Source organism: Chitinophaga sp. 05T412, from assembly GCF_056396465.1.
In genome coordinates this window covers 26,930-45,092 of sequence record NZ_JBFTLN010000002.1, presented here as the reverse complement: position 1 = coordinate 45,092, position 18,163 = coordinate 26,930, and the positions used below count along the sequence as shown (strand labels likewise).

Sequence of the window (18,163 nt, the reverse complement as noted above, 5' to 3'; positions counted from 1 at the left end):
CTCGCAACACTGCCGGTATATATCTGGGCATCCCTTGAAAATCAATCCCTTAATCGAAGAACTATTTTACAAGAATTCCCAAACACTACAAAAGTATGCAATTAAACTTATGTGGTATAATTTCCTGTACCCGGAAATTACTATCAACCAAAATGTTCTGCGTTATGAAAATGACCGCCTTTTTGCTACTCACAGCTTGCCTGCATATCAGCGCAAAAGGATTGTCGCAGCAGATCACTCTCTCAGAAAAAAATGCTCCATTAAAGAAAGTACTGAAGGAAGTGGCTCGACAAGCAGGGATCTCCATGGTGTATGATGAAGCATTGTTATCTTCTTTCACGAATGTGAATGTAGACGTTACCAACGTATCGGTAAAAGAAGCATTAGACGTTTGCCTGAGAAATAAGCCCCTGGCTTATGTGGTAGAGGGCAACCGTATCACGCTGGTGAATGTTTATGCGGAGAAAGGTACTGCGGATTCCAGTATTGTTGTAACTGGCAGAGTGGTGAATGAAGCCGGAGAGCCTGTTCCCGGTGCTACCATCCGGATACAAAATACAGGTGCTGGTACCGCCGCAGACCCCGAGGGAAAGTTTAGCCTCAGAGTACCTAACAGTAAAAGTGTATTGCAGGTATCTTTTATCGGTTATGATACCCGAACGGTGTCTGTTTCCGGCAGTCCGTTGCATATTCAGCTGAAGCCTGCTAATACTGCGCTGACAGAAACTGTGGTAGTAGGTTATGGTGTTCAGAAGAAAAGCGTGGTAACCGGTGCTATCTCCAGCGTTCGTGCAGCGGATATAGAATCACAACCTGTAACCCGCATTGAGCAGGTATTACAGGGCCGTACTTCGGGGTTAACGATTGCCGCCAGTTCCGGCCAGCCAGGATCTAATGCAGCCGTGCGGGTAAGAGGCATCACTTCTTTCAATAATAATAATCCATTGTGGGTAGTAGATGGTGTAGTAGTAGATAATGGTGGCATCAGTTATTTGAATCAATACGATATAGAATCCGTGGAAGTATTGAAGGATGCAGCTTCGCAGGCTATTTACGGTGCGCGTGCAGCCGCCGGCGTTATCCTGGTAACTACCAAGAAAGGGAAAGCAGGAAAGATTACCGTGAACTATAATGGCTATTATGGTACCTCTGCTCCGGCGCATAAACTGAAGCTGCTGGATGCTACACAATATGCTACGTTAAGAAACGAAGCACTCACCAATGACGGTGCTATGCCAGTGTTTGCGGATCCTAAATCATTTGGTAAAGGCACTGACTGGCAGGCACAGATTTTTAATAATAATGCTACCCGTCAGAATCACGAATTAAGCATCAGTGGTGGTAGCGAAAAATCTACTTTCTATACTTCCTTCGGCTACCTGAAGCAGGAAGGTATTGTGGCTACTGCCATTTCCAAATATGAGCGTGCTAACTTCCGTGTGAATACCACGCATAAAATTACGCCATGGTTGACCTGGGGTGAAAATGTGGGATATTCTTATGAAAAAACAATCGGCATTGGTAATACCAACAATGAATTTGGCGGACCATTAAGTTCAGCTATCAACCTTGATCCTATTACCCCTGCTATTGTAACTGATCCGGCGGAAGCAGCGTTGACCAAGTATAAAAATCTGGGTGCCAGGAAAGATGCACAGGGAGGTTTCTATGGTATCTCCGATATTGTAACACAGGAAATTGCCAATCCACTGGCTTATATTTCTACCCGTTTGGGCAATTATAACTGGTCACACAATGTGGTAGGTAATACTTACCTGGAAATGGAGCCCGTTAAAGGCTTGAGATTCCGTTCTACTATTGGTGCAAAATTATCTTTCTATGGAGATGAAACATTTACCCCTATTTCTTACCTGAATACTTCCAGCATTACACCGCGCACCAACTTTAAGCGCGGGCAAAATCAGAACTATAATTTTAACCTGGAGAATACCGTTTCCTATACCAAAAACTTTGGCTTACATAATGTTACTTTACTTGCAGGCCAGGGTGCTTACATGGAGAACCGCTCTAAATCTATTAACGTAACGTTCTACGATATTCCTGCAGAAACATTTGCAGATGCATCCCTGAACTTTAAGGCGGCTGCAACGAACCGCATTTCTGATGGTAGTGAGGGAACAGAACATAAAGTATCTTCCATTTTCGGCAGATTAAACTATAACTACGGTGAAAAATATCTGGCAGAAGCGATTGTACGCCGGGACGGATCTTCCCGCTTCGGTGCCAATAACCGCTATGGTATTTTCCCTTCGTACTCCGTTGGTTGGGTAGCTTCCAAAGAAGCGTTCTGGCCGGAAAATAAAGTAGTAGACTTTCTGAAGTTCCGTGGCGGTTATGGCACCGTGGGTAGTGATGATATTGGTGATGGTGCTTTTCTGGCAACTATTGGTAGTGGCAGAAACTATACTTTTATTGGAGTAGATGGTAAGCCTTTATATGCAGTTGGATATAGTCCCAATGCCCCTTCCAATCCGAATCTGAAATGGGAATCTACCAGTCAGACCAATATTGGTTTTGAAGCTACGGTACTTCGCAATATTACTGTTGGATTCGACTGGTTTAATAAAAAGACCAAAGACATCCTGATGAAACCCCGTATTCCTTTGTACATAGGTGCTATTGATAATCCTGCGGCCAACGTGGGTAGTATGGAGAACCGTGGTCTGGAACTGGAGTTAGGTTATCGTGCAAAATTGGGTGAAGTGGATTTCTCTGCCAATGCAAACGTATCTCACCTGAAGAATAAGGTTACTTTCCTCGGCAATGGGGTAGAGTCGCTGAATGATAAGATCCTTAATTTCCAGGGGATGAATGATATTGTGAAGACGAAAATTGGGGAAGCATTCAACTCTTTTTACGGTTATCAGTCGTTAGGTATTTTCCAGAATCAGGGAGAGGTAGATGCCTGGGTAAATAAAAGCGGTGGAAAAATTCAACCAGACGCCAAGCCGGGTGATTTCCGCTGGGCGGATCTGGATGGCGACGGAACCATTACAGACAAGGACCGTAAATTTATCGGCAATCCAACACCTACGTGGACCTATGGCGCTACCATCAGCGCTGCTTACGAAGGGTTTGATGTGATTGTATTCGGACAGGGTGCCGGCGGCAATAAAATTTTCCAGGGCTTACGTCGTCTCGATATCTCTACTGCCAACTGGCAAACCAAAATATTGGATCGCTGGACCGGTGAAGGTACCAGCAATACCATACCCCGCCTGAGTATAGAAGATAAAAATCACAACTATACCAGGGCTTCCGCTTACTACCTGGAAGACGGCAGTTACTTCAGAATTAAAACCCTGCAGATTGGTTACTCACTGCCAGGCAGGGTGACTAAAAAAATAGGCTTACAGAAAATACGGGTGTACGTGATGAGCGAAAACCTGTTGACCATTACCAAATACACCGGTTATGATCCGGAGATTGGTGGTACTGATGCGTTGAGCATCGACCGTGGTATCTATCCACAGGCGCGTTCCTTCATGGGTGGTTTGAATGTTACTTTCTGATAATTTTAAAGCTGATCAAAAATGAAAAAAAGAAACTTTAAATATATAGTGGCAGTTGTCGCCGGCATGCAGTTATTGGGCGCATGCAGCAATAAATTCCTGGATGTATCACCCAAAGGAAGTTTCCTGGAATCCAACTATTATAAAAACCAGCAGGAAGCTTTTAACGGACTGGTAGCGGTATACGATGTAGTAGGCTGGCAGGCGGGTAACTATACTACCAAAGTAGGCGCTATGGATGCCATGTCTGATGACCATTGGACAGGTGGTGGTGGTGCTACGGATATCAATGTACTCCAGGTGTTAACCCGTTTTACACTAACACCGGCATTTGGGGCACAGGAGGAATTATGGAAGAAAGGATTTGCTGGTATATTCCGTGCCAACACGCTGCTGAGCAAGTTACCGGGTGTAACGATGGATGACAACCTGAAGAAAAGATATGTAGCGGAAACGAAGATATTGCGTGCACATTTTTATTTTGACCTGGTGCGACTTTTTAAAGATCTCCCGTTGTTTACAGAGCCGGTACCGGCAGATCAGATGTATAATGTATTGCAGGTAGCACCGGAAGCCGTATACAAACAAATTGAACAGGATTTAAAAGATGCGATTGCAGAAAGCAATTTACCGGATGTGCCACCACGTATAGGAGAAGCTGGTCGTGTTGGTAAAGGTGTTGCGCATGCGTTGCTGGGCAAGGTATATTTATACGAAAAGAAATGGACAGCCGCAGCTGCTGAATTGAAAGAAGTAAATGGTGAAACACCCGGACAGCCCAGTGCAAAGTATAACTATAATCTGTTGAAAGATTTTGCATCGCTCTGGAAATCAGATGACGCCAGCAAATTCAACAGCGAATCTATTTTCGAGGTTTCCTATACTTCTATTTCCGGCGGTAACTGGGGAGATGGTGTACCGAAAACCGAAGGTAATATGCTGAATATCCTGTGTGGTCCAAGATCCTATGTCAAAACAGCATCAGATGCGCCTGATTACGTTTCGGGATGGGGCTTCCTGCTGGTAAGTAAAGAGTTGTATGCCGCCATTCATTATGATCCACGTTTTGCGGCCACCGTATTGGATATGGATAGCCTTGTTAAAGCGAAGAAAGTAACTTATGACCCCAGCTTTGACAACACGGGGTACTTCCTGAATAAGTTTGCCGGCAGAGCATCCAATGCTTCTACCGGTGGTGGTGACATGGTGCTGAACTTTCCACAAAACCTATATGAAATCCGTTTGGCAGATACTTATCTGATGGAAGCAGAAGCCCGTGTAAATGCCGGAGAAGGCAGCGGCGCGGGCACGCGTGCCTATGCGTTGCTGAGTGCCGTAAGAGCGCGTGTAGGATTAGGGCCTATTCCTGCCACCTTTGATAACATATTCCTGGAAAGAAGACTGGAGCTGGCCGGAGAAGGACATCGTTTCTTTGACCTGGTGAGAACAGGCCGCGCTGCCGCCGCTTTTGCGCCTATCCTGCCTAAACGGAATTTTGTGCCGGGCAGAAATGAAGTATTACCTATTCCTCAACTGGAGCTGGAGAATACAAAGCTGAAGCAGAATAAGGAGTGGTCAACCCAATAAAACAATTAACGCTACATTGATTGTTTACCAGACAATTAAAAGACCTGTCACGTGTTGACAGGTCTTTTTTATATCAGGTAGCTACTACCTGATTCCTTTTTTACTACATTTATCCCGCAAAACCAACCAACCAGTGTACTCAGGATGTGGAGCCAGTCATGGAGGAGCAGCAGGACATATTATTGTTACAGCAGTTAAATACAGGGGATAAATCAGCGTATGACGCTATTTTCCTGAAGTATTACCGGATGCTATGTACGAATGCGTATTTTCTTTTACAGGATGAACAGCAGGCCAAGGACCTGGTGCAGCAATTTTTCCTGGAAATGTGGGATAAGCAGTTGTACCGGCAGTTGCATGGGGAAATAAAGGGATATCTTTTCCGTGCAGTGCAACACCGATGCCTTAACTTACTGAAGAAGCAAGCCTATCAACAACGGGAGCTGGAAGCGTATGGACTGCAACTGGAGCGGGATATGATTCCGGAAACCCGCTCTCCCGGAATATATCAGCAGGTAATAAATGTAATAAGTGAGTTACCGGTACAACGGCAACAAGCTTTTCGTTTGGTATATCTGCAACAAAAAAAGTATCAGGATGCAGCGGATGATATGGGTATTTCTGTTAATTCGTTGAAAACACATTTGAAGCTGGCATTGAGATTTTTGCGGGAGAGGATAAAAATTAGTGGGACGGATTCACCCGATAGCACCTTTTAATTGTAGTATAACTGTAATGGCCACGAGTAGCGAACACATACGGATTTTGTTCATGGAACAACTTACCGGCACCTTGTCCGAATCTGATTCGGAGGAGCTGGCCCACCTGTTGGCTACAGATGCCGCTGCGCGGGAGATGTGGGCGTCTCTACAGGAGGAATCGGTGGTATTGGATGCTACTACTTTTGCATTTGAGCTGGACCCTGTGGAGGAGTTAGCGCGGCTACACGCGGTGCAGGAAACAGTTGCGGCACCGGTAGCCAGGGCATCGGATAACTTACGGCACCGTTATCGGTGGTTGATCCGTATGGCAGCGGCGGTATTGTTGTTGCTGGTGGCAACGGGGCTTTATCAGCTGTTGAAGCCGGCGCGGGTGGTGGCGCCATTGGCCCATCAGTATACGCCGGCGAAACCGCAGGCGGTACAACTGTTGATAGCCGGACAAACAGCCCTTGCATTAACCGGCGATAGCGCTATTCAGCAATTACAATCCGGTGGTGTGCAGTTACAAAATAGTGAGCATGGACTTGCCTATACCGGCAGTGGTAATGACGCTATGAATACGCTGTTGGTACCTGCAGCCGCAGATTACCAGCTTACGTTGTCAGATGGTACAGAAGTATGGCTGAATGCCGCTACGCGGTTGCGTTTCCCTTTTGCTTTTTCCGGGCGTCAGCGGGAAGTATATATCGAAGGGGAAGCTTATTTTAAGGTCGCTAAAAACAGCGACCTGCCATTCATCGTACATACGCCGCACACGACGATACAGGTGTTGGGTACGGCTTTTAATATTAACACCTACAGCACCCGCGAAACTACTTCGCTGGTGGAAGGCGCTGTGATTGTAATGGGCGCTGGCAATAAAAAGGTACCCTTAAAACCTGGTACGGAGTCCGTATATCATGGCGAAAGTCCATTGACCGTGCAGGGATTCGATGAAGGAGAAGTATTGAGCTGGATGAAGGGAATCGTTTATTTTCATCATACTACTTTATTGGAGATGCAGCCATTACTGCAAAGATGGTTTGATATAAAAATAGTATTTGATCAGCCAGCGGTGGCCAATACATCGGTTACCGGCATGGTAGAGAAAAATAAGTTGCCGGAATTTTTACAGGACCTGCAAACATCTACACACCTACGCTATTATTTTAACGGCAACCAGTTACATTTTAGCTTGCCTTAAAAAAGTTTGTTACTACCGTTCACCCGAAGCATCTGTTCATTTGTAGTTAATCCGATGTTGATTATTTCGGATTAAACCAAAATCTATTTTATGGGAAGAAACTCACTGCGGAGAAGGCTCCGGCAGTCGTTGGCAGTTGGTAGTATCACTGCACTGCTTTCCGTTTTAGTATGCACCGTTGTATATGCACAAACGGGCGGAAAAGTAAGAAGGGTCCATGTTTCAGGACAACAGCTGACTTTAGAAAGCATTTTTAAAACAATCAAAAACCAAACAGGGCTCACCGTTTTTTACGATAGCCGGTTGCTGGATGACCAGGAGAAAGTAACACTTGATTTTAAGAATGGTACACTGGAAGAAGTATTGAATTATGTACTCGCCAACAGGAACATCAGCTATGAAATCAGGAGAAACCAGGTGATTGTATTAAACAGGAAAGTAGCAGATAACCAGGCGAATGCTGCTGCTTTTAGTTTATCTGGTACTGTAACAGACACAGAAGGTACGCCGTTGCCGGGTGTTACTATCAAGGTAAGCAACAGTAATGCAGGCACCAGTACCGGATCACAGGGTGAATATGTATTGGCAGGTATTTCGGAAGATGCTGCACTGGATGTTACCTACCTGGGCTGCGTACCACAACATATTGCCATTGGTAAAAGACCAGTGATTCATATAAAATTATCGCGTGCTGCCAGTGTGCTGGATGAAACAGTGATCATGGGATATGGTACTACTACCAAGCGTTATAATACTGGTGCTATTAGTCGTATTAACAGTGCCGTGTTTGAAGAACAACCCGTAGGTAATCCGTTGCTGGCTATGCAAGGCCGGGCGCCGGGGCTGATGATTACGGCTACCAGCGGAAAAGCGGGTGCTAATGTGGCGGTGCAAATCCGTGGGCAGAATTCCATTGGGGAAAATAGTCCGTATGTAACCCGTAATGAGCCTTTATATATTGTAGATGGGGTACCTTTTTTCTCTGTACCGCTGAATCAGTTTGATGCGCTGGGTACGCCGGTACAAGGCTCCAGGAGCCCGCTCAACAGTATCAGTCCGGATGATATTGCCAGCATAGAAATTTTGAAAGATGGAGATGCCACTGCTATCTATGGTTCAAAAGGTGCGAATGGTGTTATTCTTATTACCACAAAGAAGGCTAAACGAAATGGCAAGCTGGCGGTGAATGCCAATGTGTATGCAGGTGCTGGAAAAGTAACGCACATGCTGAATATGCTGAATACCGATCAATATCTTGCACTCAGAAAAGAGGCTTTTGCCAACGATAATATCCAACCCACCGCCGCCAACGCGCCTGATCTGGTTACTTATGACCAGCACGCCTATACCGATTGGCAAAAATATTTGATAGGAGGAACTGCGCATGTTTCCAATGCACAGGTGACGTTAAGTGGTGGCGATAGTAAAAATCGTTTTATGCTGGGTAGCAGCTATTATAAGGAAACTACCGTGAATCCGGGAAACGGCCGTGATCAGCGCATCGCATTCAATGCGTCTTACGATTTCACTTCAGAGAATTCAAAATTCAATCTTGCTTTCGCGGCAAATTACACGAATGATGATGATAAAAATTTTTCCGGCGATTTGTCAACTATATACAACCTGCCTCCCAATTTTCCATTATATAAGGCAGACGGAAAAATGAACTGGGATATGGGAAGTAATCCGGCGGCGAATTTGTTGCAACGCTATAATAATAAGGCGGCTTACCTGAACAGCAATGTTACCATGCGTTATGCCATCCTGGATAACCTGCAGGCAAAAGTGAACCTGGGATATAACCAGAATAGCATGGACCAATACCTGGCGAATCCATTATCTTCTCTGGACCCCCGCTACTATAAACAATCTTCTGCCACTTTTGGGAACACGCAGCGTAAAGGGTTTATCATTGAACCACAGGTGGATTATCAGCTTAAGCTGGGGAGCGGTAGCCTGAAAGCATTGGTAGGCGCCACGTGGCAGAAACGTACTTCTGATGGTTACTACATCACGGCCACAGGTTATTCTTCTGAGGAAACGATGGGGTCTATGCAGGGGGCTACTTCGCTGGTGGCTTCTTCCTCTTATGGCAATCCCAATGCCGGGTATAATGATTATCGCTATCAATCTTTTTTCGGCCGGTTGACTTATAATCTGCAGGGTAAGTATGTAGTGAATGCCACGGCGCGGCGGGATGGTTCTTCCCGTTTTGCACCGGAAAACCGCTATGGCAATTTTGGCGCATTGGGAGCGGCCTGGATCTTCAGTGAAGAATCATTTGTAAAAGACCATTTGCCATTTTTGAGTTTTGGTAAGCTGAGATCCAGTTATGGCACTACTGGTAATGATATGATTGGCGACTATGGTTATATGTCCAGCTGGACGGTGACTGGCAACAGTTATAATGGTGTGAGCACGCTGGCGCCTTCCCGGCTGGCGAATTCAACTTTTGGTTGGGAAAAAGTTGCGAAAACTGATGTAGCACTGGAAACAGGTTTTCTGCAGGATAAGCTGCTGGTCAATATCAATTTTTACAGTAACCGAACCACCAACCAGTTGGTGGGCTATAACCTGCCATTTTCTACCGGGTTCACTTCCGTGCAATATAATTTACCTGCCGTAACACGTAATCAGGGCTGGGAATTTGAAGTAAGTACCACTAATTTATCCCATAAATCATTTAAATGGACTACTTCCTTTAATCTCACTATTCCACAAAATAAGCTGGTGAGTTACCCCGGACTGGAAAGTTCTTCCTATCGCTATAACTATGCTATAGGTCAACCTTTGCAGGTGTCAAAAGGATATGAATTTACAGGACTGGATGATAAAACAGGTATACCGCAGTTTACCAGTATGGACTTCAATAAGCGGATAGTACTGGGTACCAGAACACCCGCATACTATGGAGGGTTACAAAATACGCTGCGGTACAAGAACTGGCAACTGGATGTGTTTTTCCAGTATAGTAAACAATCCGGATTTAATTATCTGAACAATGCGTGGAGTAATATCGGTGCTATGAGCAATTTTGATGTGATAGCGCTGGACCGGTGGAAGAAGGCGGGAGATGCCACTAATGTTCCCCGTGCCACTACTTATTCGTCGGTATGGTACAACTATATGAACTCTACCCAAGCCTGGGGGGATGCTTCGTTTATCCGTCTGAAAAATGTGTACCTGGCGTATAATATGCCATCGGCGTGGATGTCGAAGTTAAAGTTGAGTAACTGCCGTATTTATCTGCAGGGGCAAAATCTGCTCACCATTACCAACTACCTGGGCTTTGATCCGGAAACACAGGGCATTTTCCAGCCACCGTTAAAAATGTATACTGCCGGTATTCAGTTATCCTTGTAAATGATTAAAAGATGCAAAACGTGAACGTATATACGAAAAAGAACAGCCTGCTCATAGTATTGCTATTATGTTGTGTAACAATGGTGTCCTGCAAGAAATTTCTGGACGCTGATCCTCCAAAAGATGTGGTGCCGGCAGATCGTTTATTTGCAAACGATGCGAATGCCCTGGCGGCGGTATCCGGTGTGTATCAGGATATGATGGGGACAAATGCTGCCCGTATTGCCAATGGTACCTTGAGTGTGTATAGTGGCTTATTGGCAGATGAAATATACAGTTTTAGTGGCGCCGACCAGGAGTTCTTTACTAACCAGATAACTTTTCAGTCGTATTCAGCGGCAGAATATTTATGGCAGTATGGGTATGCGTCGCTATACCGTGTAAATGCTATTTTGAAGGGCCTGCAGGCGCCTAACGGTGTTAGTGCGGGGATGAATGCCCAATTGCTCGGAGAGGCGTATTTCCTGCGCGCATTCATCTATTTCCAGCTGACCAATCTGTATGGTAAAATTCCTTTAACGGAAGCGACGGATTATCAGATGAACAGTAACCTGCCACGCGCAGAAGTGGCTGTAGTATATGATACTATTATCGCCAACCTCAAGTTGGCGGAAGGTTTGTTGCAAGCATCCTATCCAACTACCGGCAAAGTAAGACCGAACCGCTTTACAGCATCTGCTTTGCTGGCACGAGCTTATCTGTACCGGGGTAAATATACGGAAGCTGCAGCGAAGGCAGGAGAAGTCATTGCAGGGCCGTATACATTAGTAGCAGATCTGAATAATGTATTTCTGAAAGAAAGTGGGGAAGCTATCTGGGAGCTGATGCCGGTACTCAATCGTGGCGTCAATACTTTTACCGGTAATATGTTTATTCCGGATACGAGTAGTTCTTCTGCTCCGAAGTACGCCCTGGATTCCGTATTGTCCGCCGCTTTTGAAGCAACCGACAAACGTCTGGCCAATTGGGTAGGCATCAAAAAATACAATGGTAAAACGTATCAGTATCCCGCTAAATATAAAGTAAGGGTGGGTAGCTCTACGGTGCCGGCAAACGCCACAGAGTATGAAATTGTATTCCGGTTAGGGGAGCAATACCTGATCCGTGCAGAAGCCAATGCACAACTTGGTAACCTGACACCTGCTATTGCAGATGTGGATAGTATCCGCTCCCGTGCAGGGCTGCCGTTATTGTCGCCGGCGATTGCCAAAGATGCTTTACTCAAAGCCATTGCGCAGGAACGGAGAATAGAACTATTTGCAGAATGGGGACACCGCTGGTTTGACCTGATCCGCACCAATAAGGCAGATGAAGTATTGCGGGGGGTAAAACCTACCTGGAAATCCACTGCCATCCTCTGGCCAGTACCTCAATACGAATTAAACACCAATACAGCTATCCAGCAGAACGCTGGTTACACAAACTAACCGCATATGAAAAAACTAATGACCGCAACTGCGGCGCTTTTATCTTTATCTGCCGTAACCCAGGCACAGTCCGTGATCCGGGGAACCATTCAAAATGGCGAAAATAGCAAAGTGTATATAAGCTATGATTACCATCAGAAAGAAGTGAAAGATTCGGCCGAAATTAAAAACGGGCAGTTTTCCTTTTCTGTGAAAACTACTGGCACCAACTTATATTTCCTGCATACTGCCGGCAGTTCCTCTTATCTTTCCGTGATGCTGGAGAAAGATAAAGTAGCCACTATCGTGTCCGCAGATATGCAACTGGGAAACGCCGTGGTAACTGCCGGGGCGGCACAACAGGACTGGGGCGCATTTGATGGTGCCTTGAAAACATTGTTTCCTGTGGCTACGCAGTTGAACGAAATGTACGATGCTTCCCGGAAAGCCAATGGCGGCAAGCCTGACTCAATAACGGTGGCAAAAGTAAATGCTGGCTTCAGGGCATTAGATGCAACAGGAGATAGTATTGTAAAATATTACCTGGATACTAAGCATAACACTGTGCTGGAAGCTTACCTGGTGGGGCGTTTTCACAGCGGTCCCGGCAGAGATAAAGAAGCAAAGGAATGGTATGATAAGATGGGACCTGTAGCAAAAGCATCTTTGTTTGGTGAAAACATTCAGGCCTTCCTGGCCGTAGCTGCCAAAACCGCAGAAGGAAAAACGGCGCCGGCTTTTTCAATGAAGGATGTCAATGGCAAAACGGTGTCACTGGCAGATTTCAAAGGTAAATATGTACTGATCGATTTCTGGGCGAGCTGGTGCGGTCCTTGTCGCGCTGAAAACCCTAATGTGGTCAAAGCTTTTGAAGCATATAAAGCCAAAGGATTTACGGTGCTGGGGGTATCACTGGATGACAATGTAGAGAAATGGAAAGCAGCTATTGATAAAGATCATCTCACCTGGACACACGTTTCAGATTTGAGCGGTTGGAAAAACCCTGCTGCAAAATTGTACGGGGTAAGTGCAGTGCCTACCAATTTCCTCGTTGATCCCAGTGGGAAGATTGTCGGTAGAGATTTGAGGGGAGCGGCGTTAGAAGAAAAGTTGAAAGAAATATTATAATGTTTTGTCCTTATTCCGGCGGCGTTCTTTCACAGAACGCCGCTTTTTTTATGCGGTGATGATTTCTTCACATTTCGTGACGCTGGTTTAACAAGTAGGTACAATCTGCCTAAAGGTTACCTATATTGCCTGTCACGCTCGTTATGATCAACACCTGGCAGGAAAATATTGCATTGAACAATGATAGTAATGCTTTCAAGGCGTTATACCTGCATTTAATGCCGGGGTTATCGAAGTTTGCGCATTCTTTTGTGAAAGACTCCCTCGCAGCGGAAGACATTGTAGCGGATATTTTCGCGGCATTGTGGAGTAACCGGTCGGAACTCCTTAGAATCGATAATCTCCGCGTATATCTTTTTACCAGTGTACGGAATGCCTGTATGAATTACCTGCAGAAGCGGGACCGGATTACTTTTTATGCTTTTGAAGAAATGGAAGTATTGCTGGAACCACTGGGGACTATTAACCCGGAGCAACAGCTGATTGCCGGTGAAATGACACAGGCCATGCAGGAAGCCATTGATAAATTACCCTCCAAATGCCGGCTAATCTTTAAGCTGGCCAAAGAGGAACGTTTGAAATATAAAGAAATAGCGGCGATCCTCAGTATTTCTGTCCGCACCATTGATAGCCAGCTGGCTATTGCCTTTCAGCGGATTCATGCGGCAGTGGATGCACATCTTGTAAAATAATTTTCTATTTCCTTTAGGTGATTGTTCCGGTTGTTTTGTCTTATGATTAAGACGAAGTAATTATCAATGCCCATTGAACGATACTGGATATTAACCGCACGCAAACTAAATGGTGAAGCCACTCCGGAAGAACTCGCGGAGCTGGACGCCTTGTCTGCCGCGCACCCGGAGATAACCCCTACCGTGAATGCGCTGGAGCGGGTATGGCATCAGGAAGTGCCTATTGTGAGCGCGGAAGAACAACAACGTTTACTGGCTATGCTGGAGCAGCGGCTGCCTGAAATCACCCCTGCGCCGGTAGTCACTCCTGTCAGGCGTTGGCGCAGCCGCTTTGCCTGGGCAGCAGGATTCCTGTTGCTGGCAGCTATTGGAAGTGTGTGGTTATTTTATACCCATCAGCAACAGGTTGCCCTGCATGAAGTGGTGGCTAACCGTGGTACCCGTAGCCAGGTAAGATTGCCGGATGGCTCCGTAGTATGGCTGAATGCGGGGAGCAAACTGGTGTACGACGACAACTACGGTGTCCATGACCGTTTATTGCGGCTGGAAGGCGAAGCCTATTTCGATGTAGCCCAACAGGCCAACGTACCATTTGAAGTAAAGGTAAAAGGTGCTACCGTAAAGGTATTGGGCACCTCCTTTAATTTGCGCGCTTATACCGATGAAGCAATAGTGGAAACCGCGTTGATCAGCGGCAGCGTGCAATTACAATTTCAGGAAGATGCCAAACCAAGGCAGGCGTTACTGAAGCCGGGACAGAAGCTGATACTGACCCGTCAGCCGGGGAATGGATTTACCTCCACCTGGCAGCCACTCTGGAGTAATAAAAAAGAAGACGTTAAAGAGATTGTATGGAAAGATAATACCCTTTCTTTTAACAGGGAATCCTTTGCCAGTCTGGCTACCCGGCTGGAGAGGTGGTATAATATCACTGTTGTATTTGAACAACCACGACTGAAAAAACTTGAATTTACAGGAAGTATAAAGGGAGAAAAAATTCAGGAAGTAATGGAGGTGTTAAGCCGTACTTCCGGACAGTTTATTTACCGTTATGATCAGGCCAGCAGTGTATTAAAGATTAGCAGCAAATAAGTTTCACCACCAAAATCAGGTATGTCATGCCACTAGTATAACCAACACCGTACAATAAAAAGGGGAGAATGATTGCGCCATTCCCCCCCGAAAATTGTTTATCAGAAACAGACGTTCCTTGCTTGTAAGGAGAGGGCGTCTATTGCCTCCACAATTCAATACAAACTTATGAAAAATGACCACAGGAAACAAAGGGTATTATACCACCATTGTTTCCGCAAGTGTTTGCGAATTATGAAAATTACAGCAGTATTGATGATTGCTGCCCTGCTGCAGGTGCATGCATCAGTTGCCTTCTCGCAAAAGAAATTAAATGTGAATGTGAAGAATGCATCCCTTAAGGAGGTATTACAACTGATCATGACACAGTCGGATTACCGGTTGTTTTATAATGATAATAAGCTGCCGGAAAATAAAACGGTGAGTTTAAAAGTAAAGGACGCTTCGCTGGAAGACGTACTCCGGACCGTGTTGGCCGGTACCGGCTTCGGCTTTGAAATACGGCCATCCGGTTTGGTACTCATAGAGCCGGGGCCGCAGCAGCAAGGAGTAATCACGGTATCCGGCAAGGTAACCGATGGACAGGGATTGCCGCTACCGGGTGTAACCATACTCAATAAAAACACCGGTAAAGGCGCACTCACCGATGAGAAAGGGAGCTACAGTCTGAGTACCCCGGATGATGCGGTGCTAACATTTTCCCTGATAGGGTTTACGCCACAGGAGATATCTGTGAATCAACGTACCACCATAAACATCGTATTACAAACATCTACCAGTAAACTGGATGAGCTGGTGGTAGTGGCTTATGGTACCCAGAAAAAAGCCAACCTGACCGGCTCCGTAGGTACCGTGAATGTAGCGCAGGCCTTCAAATCCAGACCAGTGACCAATACACAGGAGTTGCTGGCAGGAACAGTACCGGGATTAAATATCAGCAAAAGCACTGGCGCCGTAGGTTCCGGTGCGGCTATCAATATCCGGGGAACATCTACCATCGGTAGCAGTTCCGGCGTACTGGTGTTGATAGACGGTATTCCTGGTAATATCTATACCCTTAATCCTAATGATATTGCTAACGTATCTGTGCTGAAAGATGCTGCCAGCGCGGCAATCTACGGATCACGCGCCGCGAATGGCGTGATCCTGATTACCACCAAGAAAGGTGGCGCCAGCAAAGAACCGGTGATAGATATCTCTTCCAGCGTGGGTGTACAGCAACCACAATTTCGCCTCGATTTTGTAGGCGCGGCGGATTATATGAAACTGTGGGATGAAGCCATGGTGAATGATGGGAAAGCACCTGTATACGGACAAAAAGGACAAGACGATTTGAAATCGGGGAAGCTGCCGGATAACAGGTGGTATAAAGACATCTACAAAAAAAATACGCTGATCAACAACAACTACGCATCTATCTCCGGACAAAAGGATAACATCAGCTATCGCGTATCAGGTTCTTATGATTACCAGGATGGCACATTGCCGAACAATGATTACCGCCGCTATACAGTTAGACCGGATCTCTCCATCAAACTGCGGGATAACCTCTCCGTATCTACGAATATTCAATACACCGAAACACAGCTTACAACACCACAGGGAGGCACCGACAACTGGCAAACGCAGGCGGCGCGCATTTCTCCCATTTCTCCCATTACATCTGCTACCGGACAATATGGTATTGGCTCCTCTATGGCCGGGAATCCTATTGCCGGCGTAAATGAAGGAGGCATCAATAAAACKAAAGTGAAAGAGTTGATGGCCATCTTCGGCATTACTTATACTCCGCTGAAGAACTGGAATATTACAGGTAATTATGCAAAGTATAGTTATGACGACTGGATATCCAGCCGCTTAAATACCTACTACCTGTATGATGATAATGGCAATATTGCGGCTACTAAAAATCAGGTGAACAGTTTAAAGAACAGCACTAATTCCAGTTATCGTAATACGCTGCAATTCACTACAGATTATGCTTACAGCCTGGGACGCCATCACTTTAAAGGGTTGCTGGGTTATTCGCAGGAATTATATAACAGCAGTAATTTTTATGCATCCAGAGATGGAATGCCCTTCGCGGGAATTGATGTACTCGACATGGGGACGCTGAATAAACAGAATGGCGGTACTGCCAACGATGTGGCCATACAATCAGTGTTTGGCCGTATCAACTACGATTACGACGGCAAATACCTGGTGGAAGCCAACATGCGTGGAGATGGATCTTCCCGGTTTGCACCCGGGCATCGCTGGGGCGTTTTCCCTTCGTTTTCTGCCGGATGGAATATTCATCGCGAAGACTTCATCGCTGATCGTTTTAACTGGATCACAGAATTGAAATTAAGGGCTTCCTGGGGCGTGTTGGGAGATGCAGAAAAAGTGGGCAGCTATGCTACCGCATCTATCCTCAACTTTGTGCCTAATATTTATGGATTCAATAATGCCATTGTACCGGGTGCTTTTGTGGATACTGCGGTAAATAAAAATCTTTCCTGGGAAGAAGCCAAACTGGGCAACATAGGTTTGGACGCCAGTTTCCTGGAAAATAAAGTAGGATTCACGGTAGATTACTTTATCAATAACCGCGATAAAATTTTGTATCGTGCACCGGTATCACTGGAGTTTGGTATGAATGCGCCATATACCAATCTGCTGGCTATGCGCAACCGCGGATTAGATGCTTCTGTATTTTACAAAGACAGACAAGGCGACTTTAGCTGGGGCGTGACGGCTAATGTGAGCTTCTCTAAAAATCAAATTACTAACCTGGCGGGAACCGGCCCGTGGATTGATAACGATACTTACACCGCAGAAAATGGTCAGTACCAGTTGCCTTATGGTTTACAGGCTATTGGCTTGTTCCAGAGTGCAGATGAAATTGCAAAGAGCCCTAACCAGGGACCGAATGTTTTCCCCGGAAATATTAAATACAAAGATCAGAATGGCGATAATATCATTGATGGTAACGACCGTGTAATACTGAATACCAAAGTGCCGGTGATGTATGCGTTGAATCTCAACCTGGGCTGGAGAGACTTTGATTTTTCCGCAAATATGTACGGTATGTTGAACACTTACCGCTATATGAGTGGCTTTGAAGGCTGGGCTTTTTATTTATCGCAGAATGCCCGCCCCATGCACCAGGACGCCTGGCGGCCAGACAATCCCAATGCCAGTTATCCGCGCTTGTCTATTCAGTATACTTCCAATGATACGAAGTATTCTAACTATTGGCTGCGCAAATCAGACTTCCTGAAATTACAGAATGTACAGCTGGGTTATACCCTGCCAAAGGAAGTATTGAACCGGCTGCGGATAAAATACCTGCGGGTATTTGTTTCTGGTCAGAACCTCGCGACTTTCAGCGGCTACAAAGGATTTGATCCGGAAGGTGGATACTATCCGTTGTCGAAAACATGGGCATTTGGTGTGAATTTAAAATTCTGATGAT

General features: G+C 45.7%; 10 protein-coding genes. All 10 read left to right on the top strand.

Annotation, left to right across the window (positions count from 1 at the left end):
- Positions 1-164 precede the first annotated feature (164 nt).
- The 10 genes from AC1DFM_RS03640 (at position 165) to AC1DFM_RS03595 (ending at position 18,159) form a co-directional block, all read left to right on the top strand.
- Positions 165-3,533 carry a TonB-dependent receptor gene (locus tag AC1DFM_RS03640; RefSeq protein WP_477075365.1) on the top strand — a complete coding sequence of 1,123 codons (3,369 nt, stop codon included), beginning with the start codon at positions 165-167 and terminating at the stop codon, positions 3,531-3,533.
- A 21-nt stretch (positions 3,534-3,554) separates the two neighbouring features.
- Positions 3,555-5,120, top strand: coding sequence for a RagB/SusD family nutrient uptake outer membrane protein (locus AC1DFM_RS03635; RefSeq protein WP_477075364.1), 1,566 nt, complete (start codon positions 3,555-3,557; stop codon positions 5,118-5,120).
- Positions 5,121-5,266: 146 nt separating this feature from the next.
- A complete protein-coding gene (locus AC1DFM_RS03630) occupies positions 5,267-5,839 on the top strand; it encodes a sigma-70 family RNA polymerase sigma factor (RefSeq protein ID WP_477075363.1) in 573 nt (190 codons plus the stop codon).
- Between the two features lie 52 nt (positions 5,840-5,891).
- Complete coding sequence (locus AC1DFM_RS03625) at positions 5,892-7,025, top strand: FecR family protein (RefSeq protein WP_477075362.1); 1,134 nt, start codon at positions 5,892-5,894, stop codon at positions 7,023-7,025.
- Between the two features lie 90 nt (positions 7,026-7,115).
- Positions 7,116-10,388: a SusC/RagA family TonB-linked outer membrane protein gene (locus AC1DFM_RS03620; protein ID WP_477075361.1), complete on the top strand. Its 3,273-nt coding sequence runs from the start codon at positions 7,116-7,118 to the stop codon at positions 10,386-10,388.
- A gap of 11 nt (positions 10,389-10,399) precedes the next feature.
- Positions 10,400-11,815 carry a RagB/SusD family nutrient uptake outer membrane protein gene (locus tag AC1DFM_RS03615; protein ID WP_477075360.1) on the top strand — a complete coding sequence of 472 codons (1,416 nt, stop codon included), beginning with the start codon at positions 10,400-10,402 and terminating at the stop codon, positions 11,813-11,815.
- A gap of 6 nt (positions 11,816-11,821) precedes the next feature.
- Positions 11,822-12,922, top strand: coding sequence for a redoxin domain-containing protein (locus AC1DFM_RS03610; protein ID WP_477075359.1), 1,101 nt, complete (start codon positions 11,822-11,824; stop codon positions 12,920-12,922).
- A gap of 125 nt (positions 12,923-13,047) precedes the next feature.
- Positions 13,048-13,614: an RNA polymerase sigma-70 factor gene (locus tag AC1DFM_RS03605; RefSeq protein WP_477075358.1), complete on the top strand. Its 567-nt coding sequence runs from the start codon at positions 13,048-13,050 to the stop codon at positions 13,612-13,614.
- 66 nt (positions 13,615-13,680) lie between these two features.
- Positions 13,681-14,706 carry a FecR family protein gene (locus tag AC1DFM_RS03600; RefSeq protein ID WP_477075357.1) on the top strand — a complete coding sequence of 342 codons (1,026 nt, stop codon included), beginning with the start codon at positions 13,681-13,683 and terminating at the stop codon, positions 14,704-14,706.
- A 234-nt stretch (positions 14,707-14,940) separates the two neighbouring features.
- Positions 14,941-18,159, top strand: a complete 3,219-nt coding sequence (locus AC1DFM_RS03595) for a TonB-dependent receptor (RefSeq protein WP_477075356.1) — start codon at positions 14,941-14,943, stop codon at positions 18,157-18,159.
- Positions 18,160-18,163: the final 4 nt, after the last annotated feature.

Excerpts from the sequence above, each read along its gene's own strand:
- AC1DFM_RS03640 (WP_477075365.1), top strand. The coding sequence starts at position 165 with ATGAAAATGACCGCCTTTTTGCTACTCACAGCTTGCCTGCATATCAGC.
- AC1DFM_RS03635 (WP_477075364.1), top strand. The coding sequence starts at position 3,555 with ATGAAAAAAAGAAACTTTAAATATATAGTGGCAGTTGTCGCCGGCATG.
- AC1DFM_RS03625 (WP_477075362.1), top strand. The coding sequence starts at position 5,892 with ATGGAACAACTTACCGGCACCTTGTCCGAATCTGATTCGGAGGAGCTG.
- AC1DFM_RS03620 (WP_477075361.1), top strand. The coding sequence starts at position 7,116 with ATGGGAAGAAACTCACTGCGGAGAAGGCTCCGGCAGTCGTTGGCAGTT.
- AC1DFM_RS03615 (WP_477075360.1), top strand. The coding sequence starts at position 10,400 with ATGCAAAACGTGAACGTATATACGAAAAAGAACAGCCTGCTCATAGTA.
- AC1DFM_RS03610 (WP_477075359.1), top strand. The coding sequence starts at position 11,822 with ATGAAAAAACTAATGACCGCAACTGCGGCGCTTTTATCTTTATCTGCC.
- AC1DFM_RS03600 (WP_477075357.1), top strand. The coding sequence starts at position 13,681 with ATGCCCATTGAACGATACTGGATATTAACCGCACGCAAACTAAATGGT.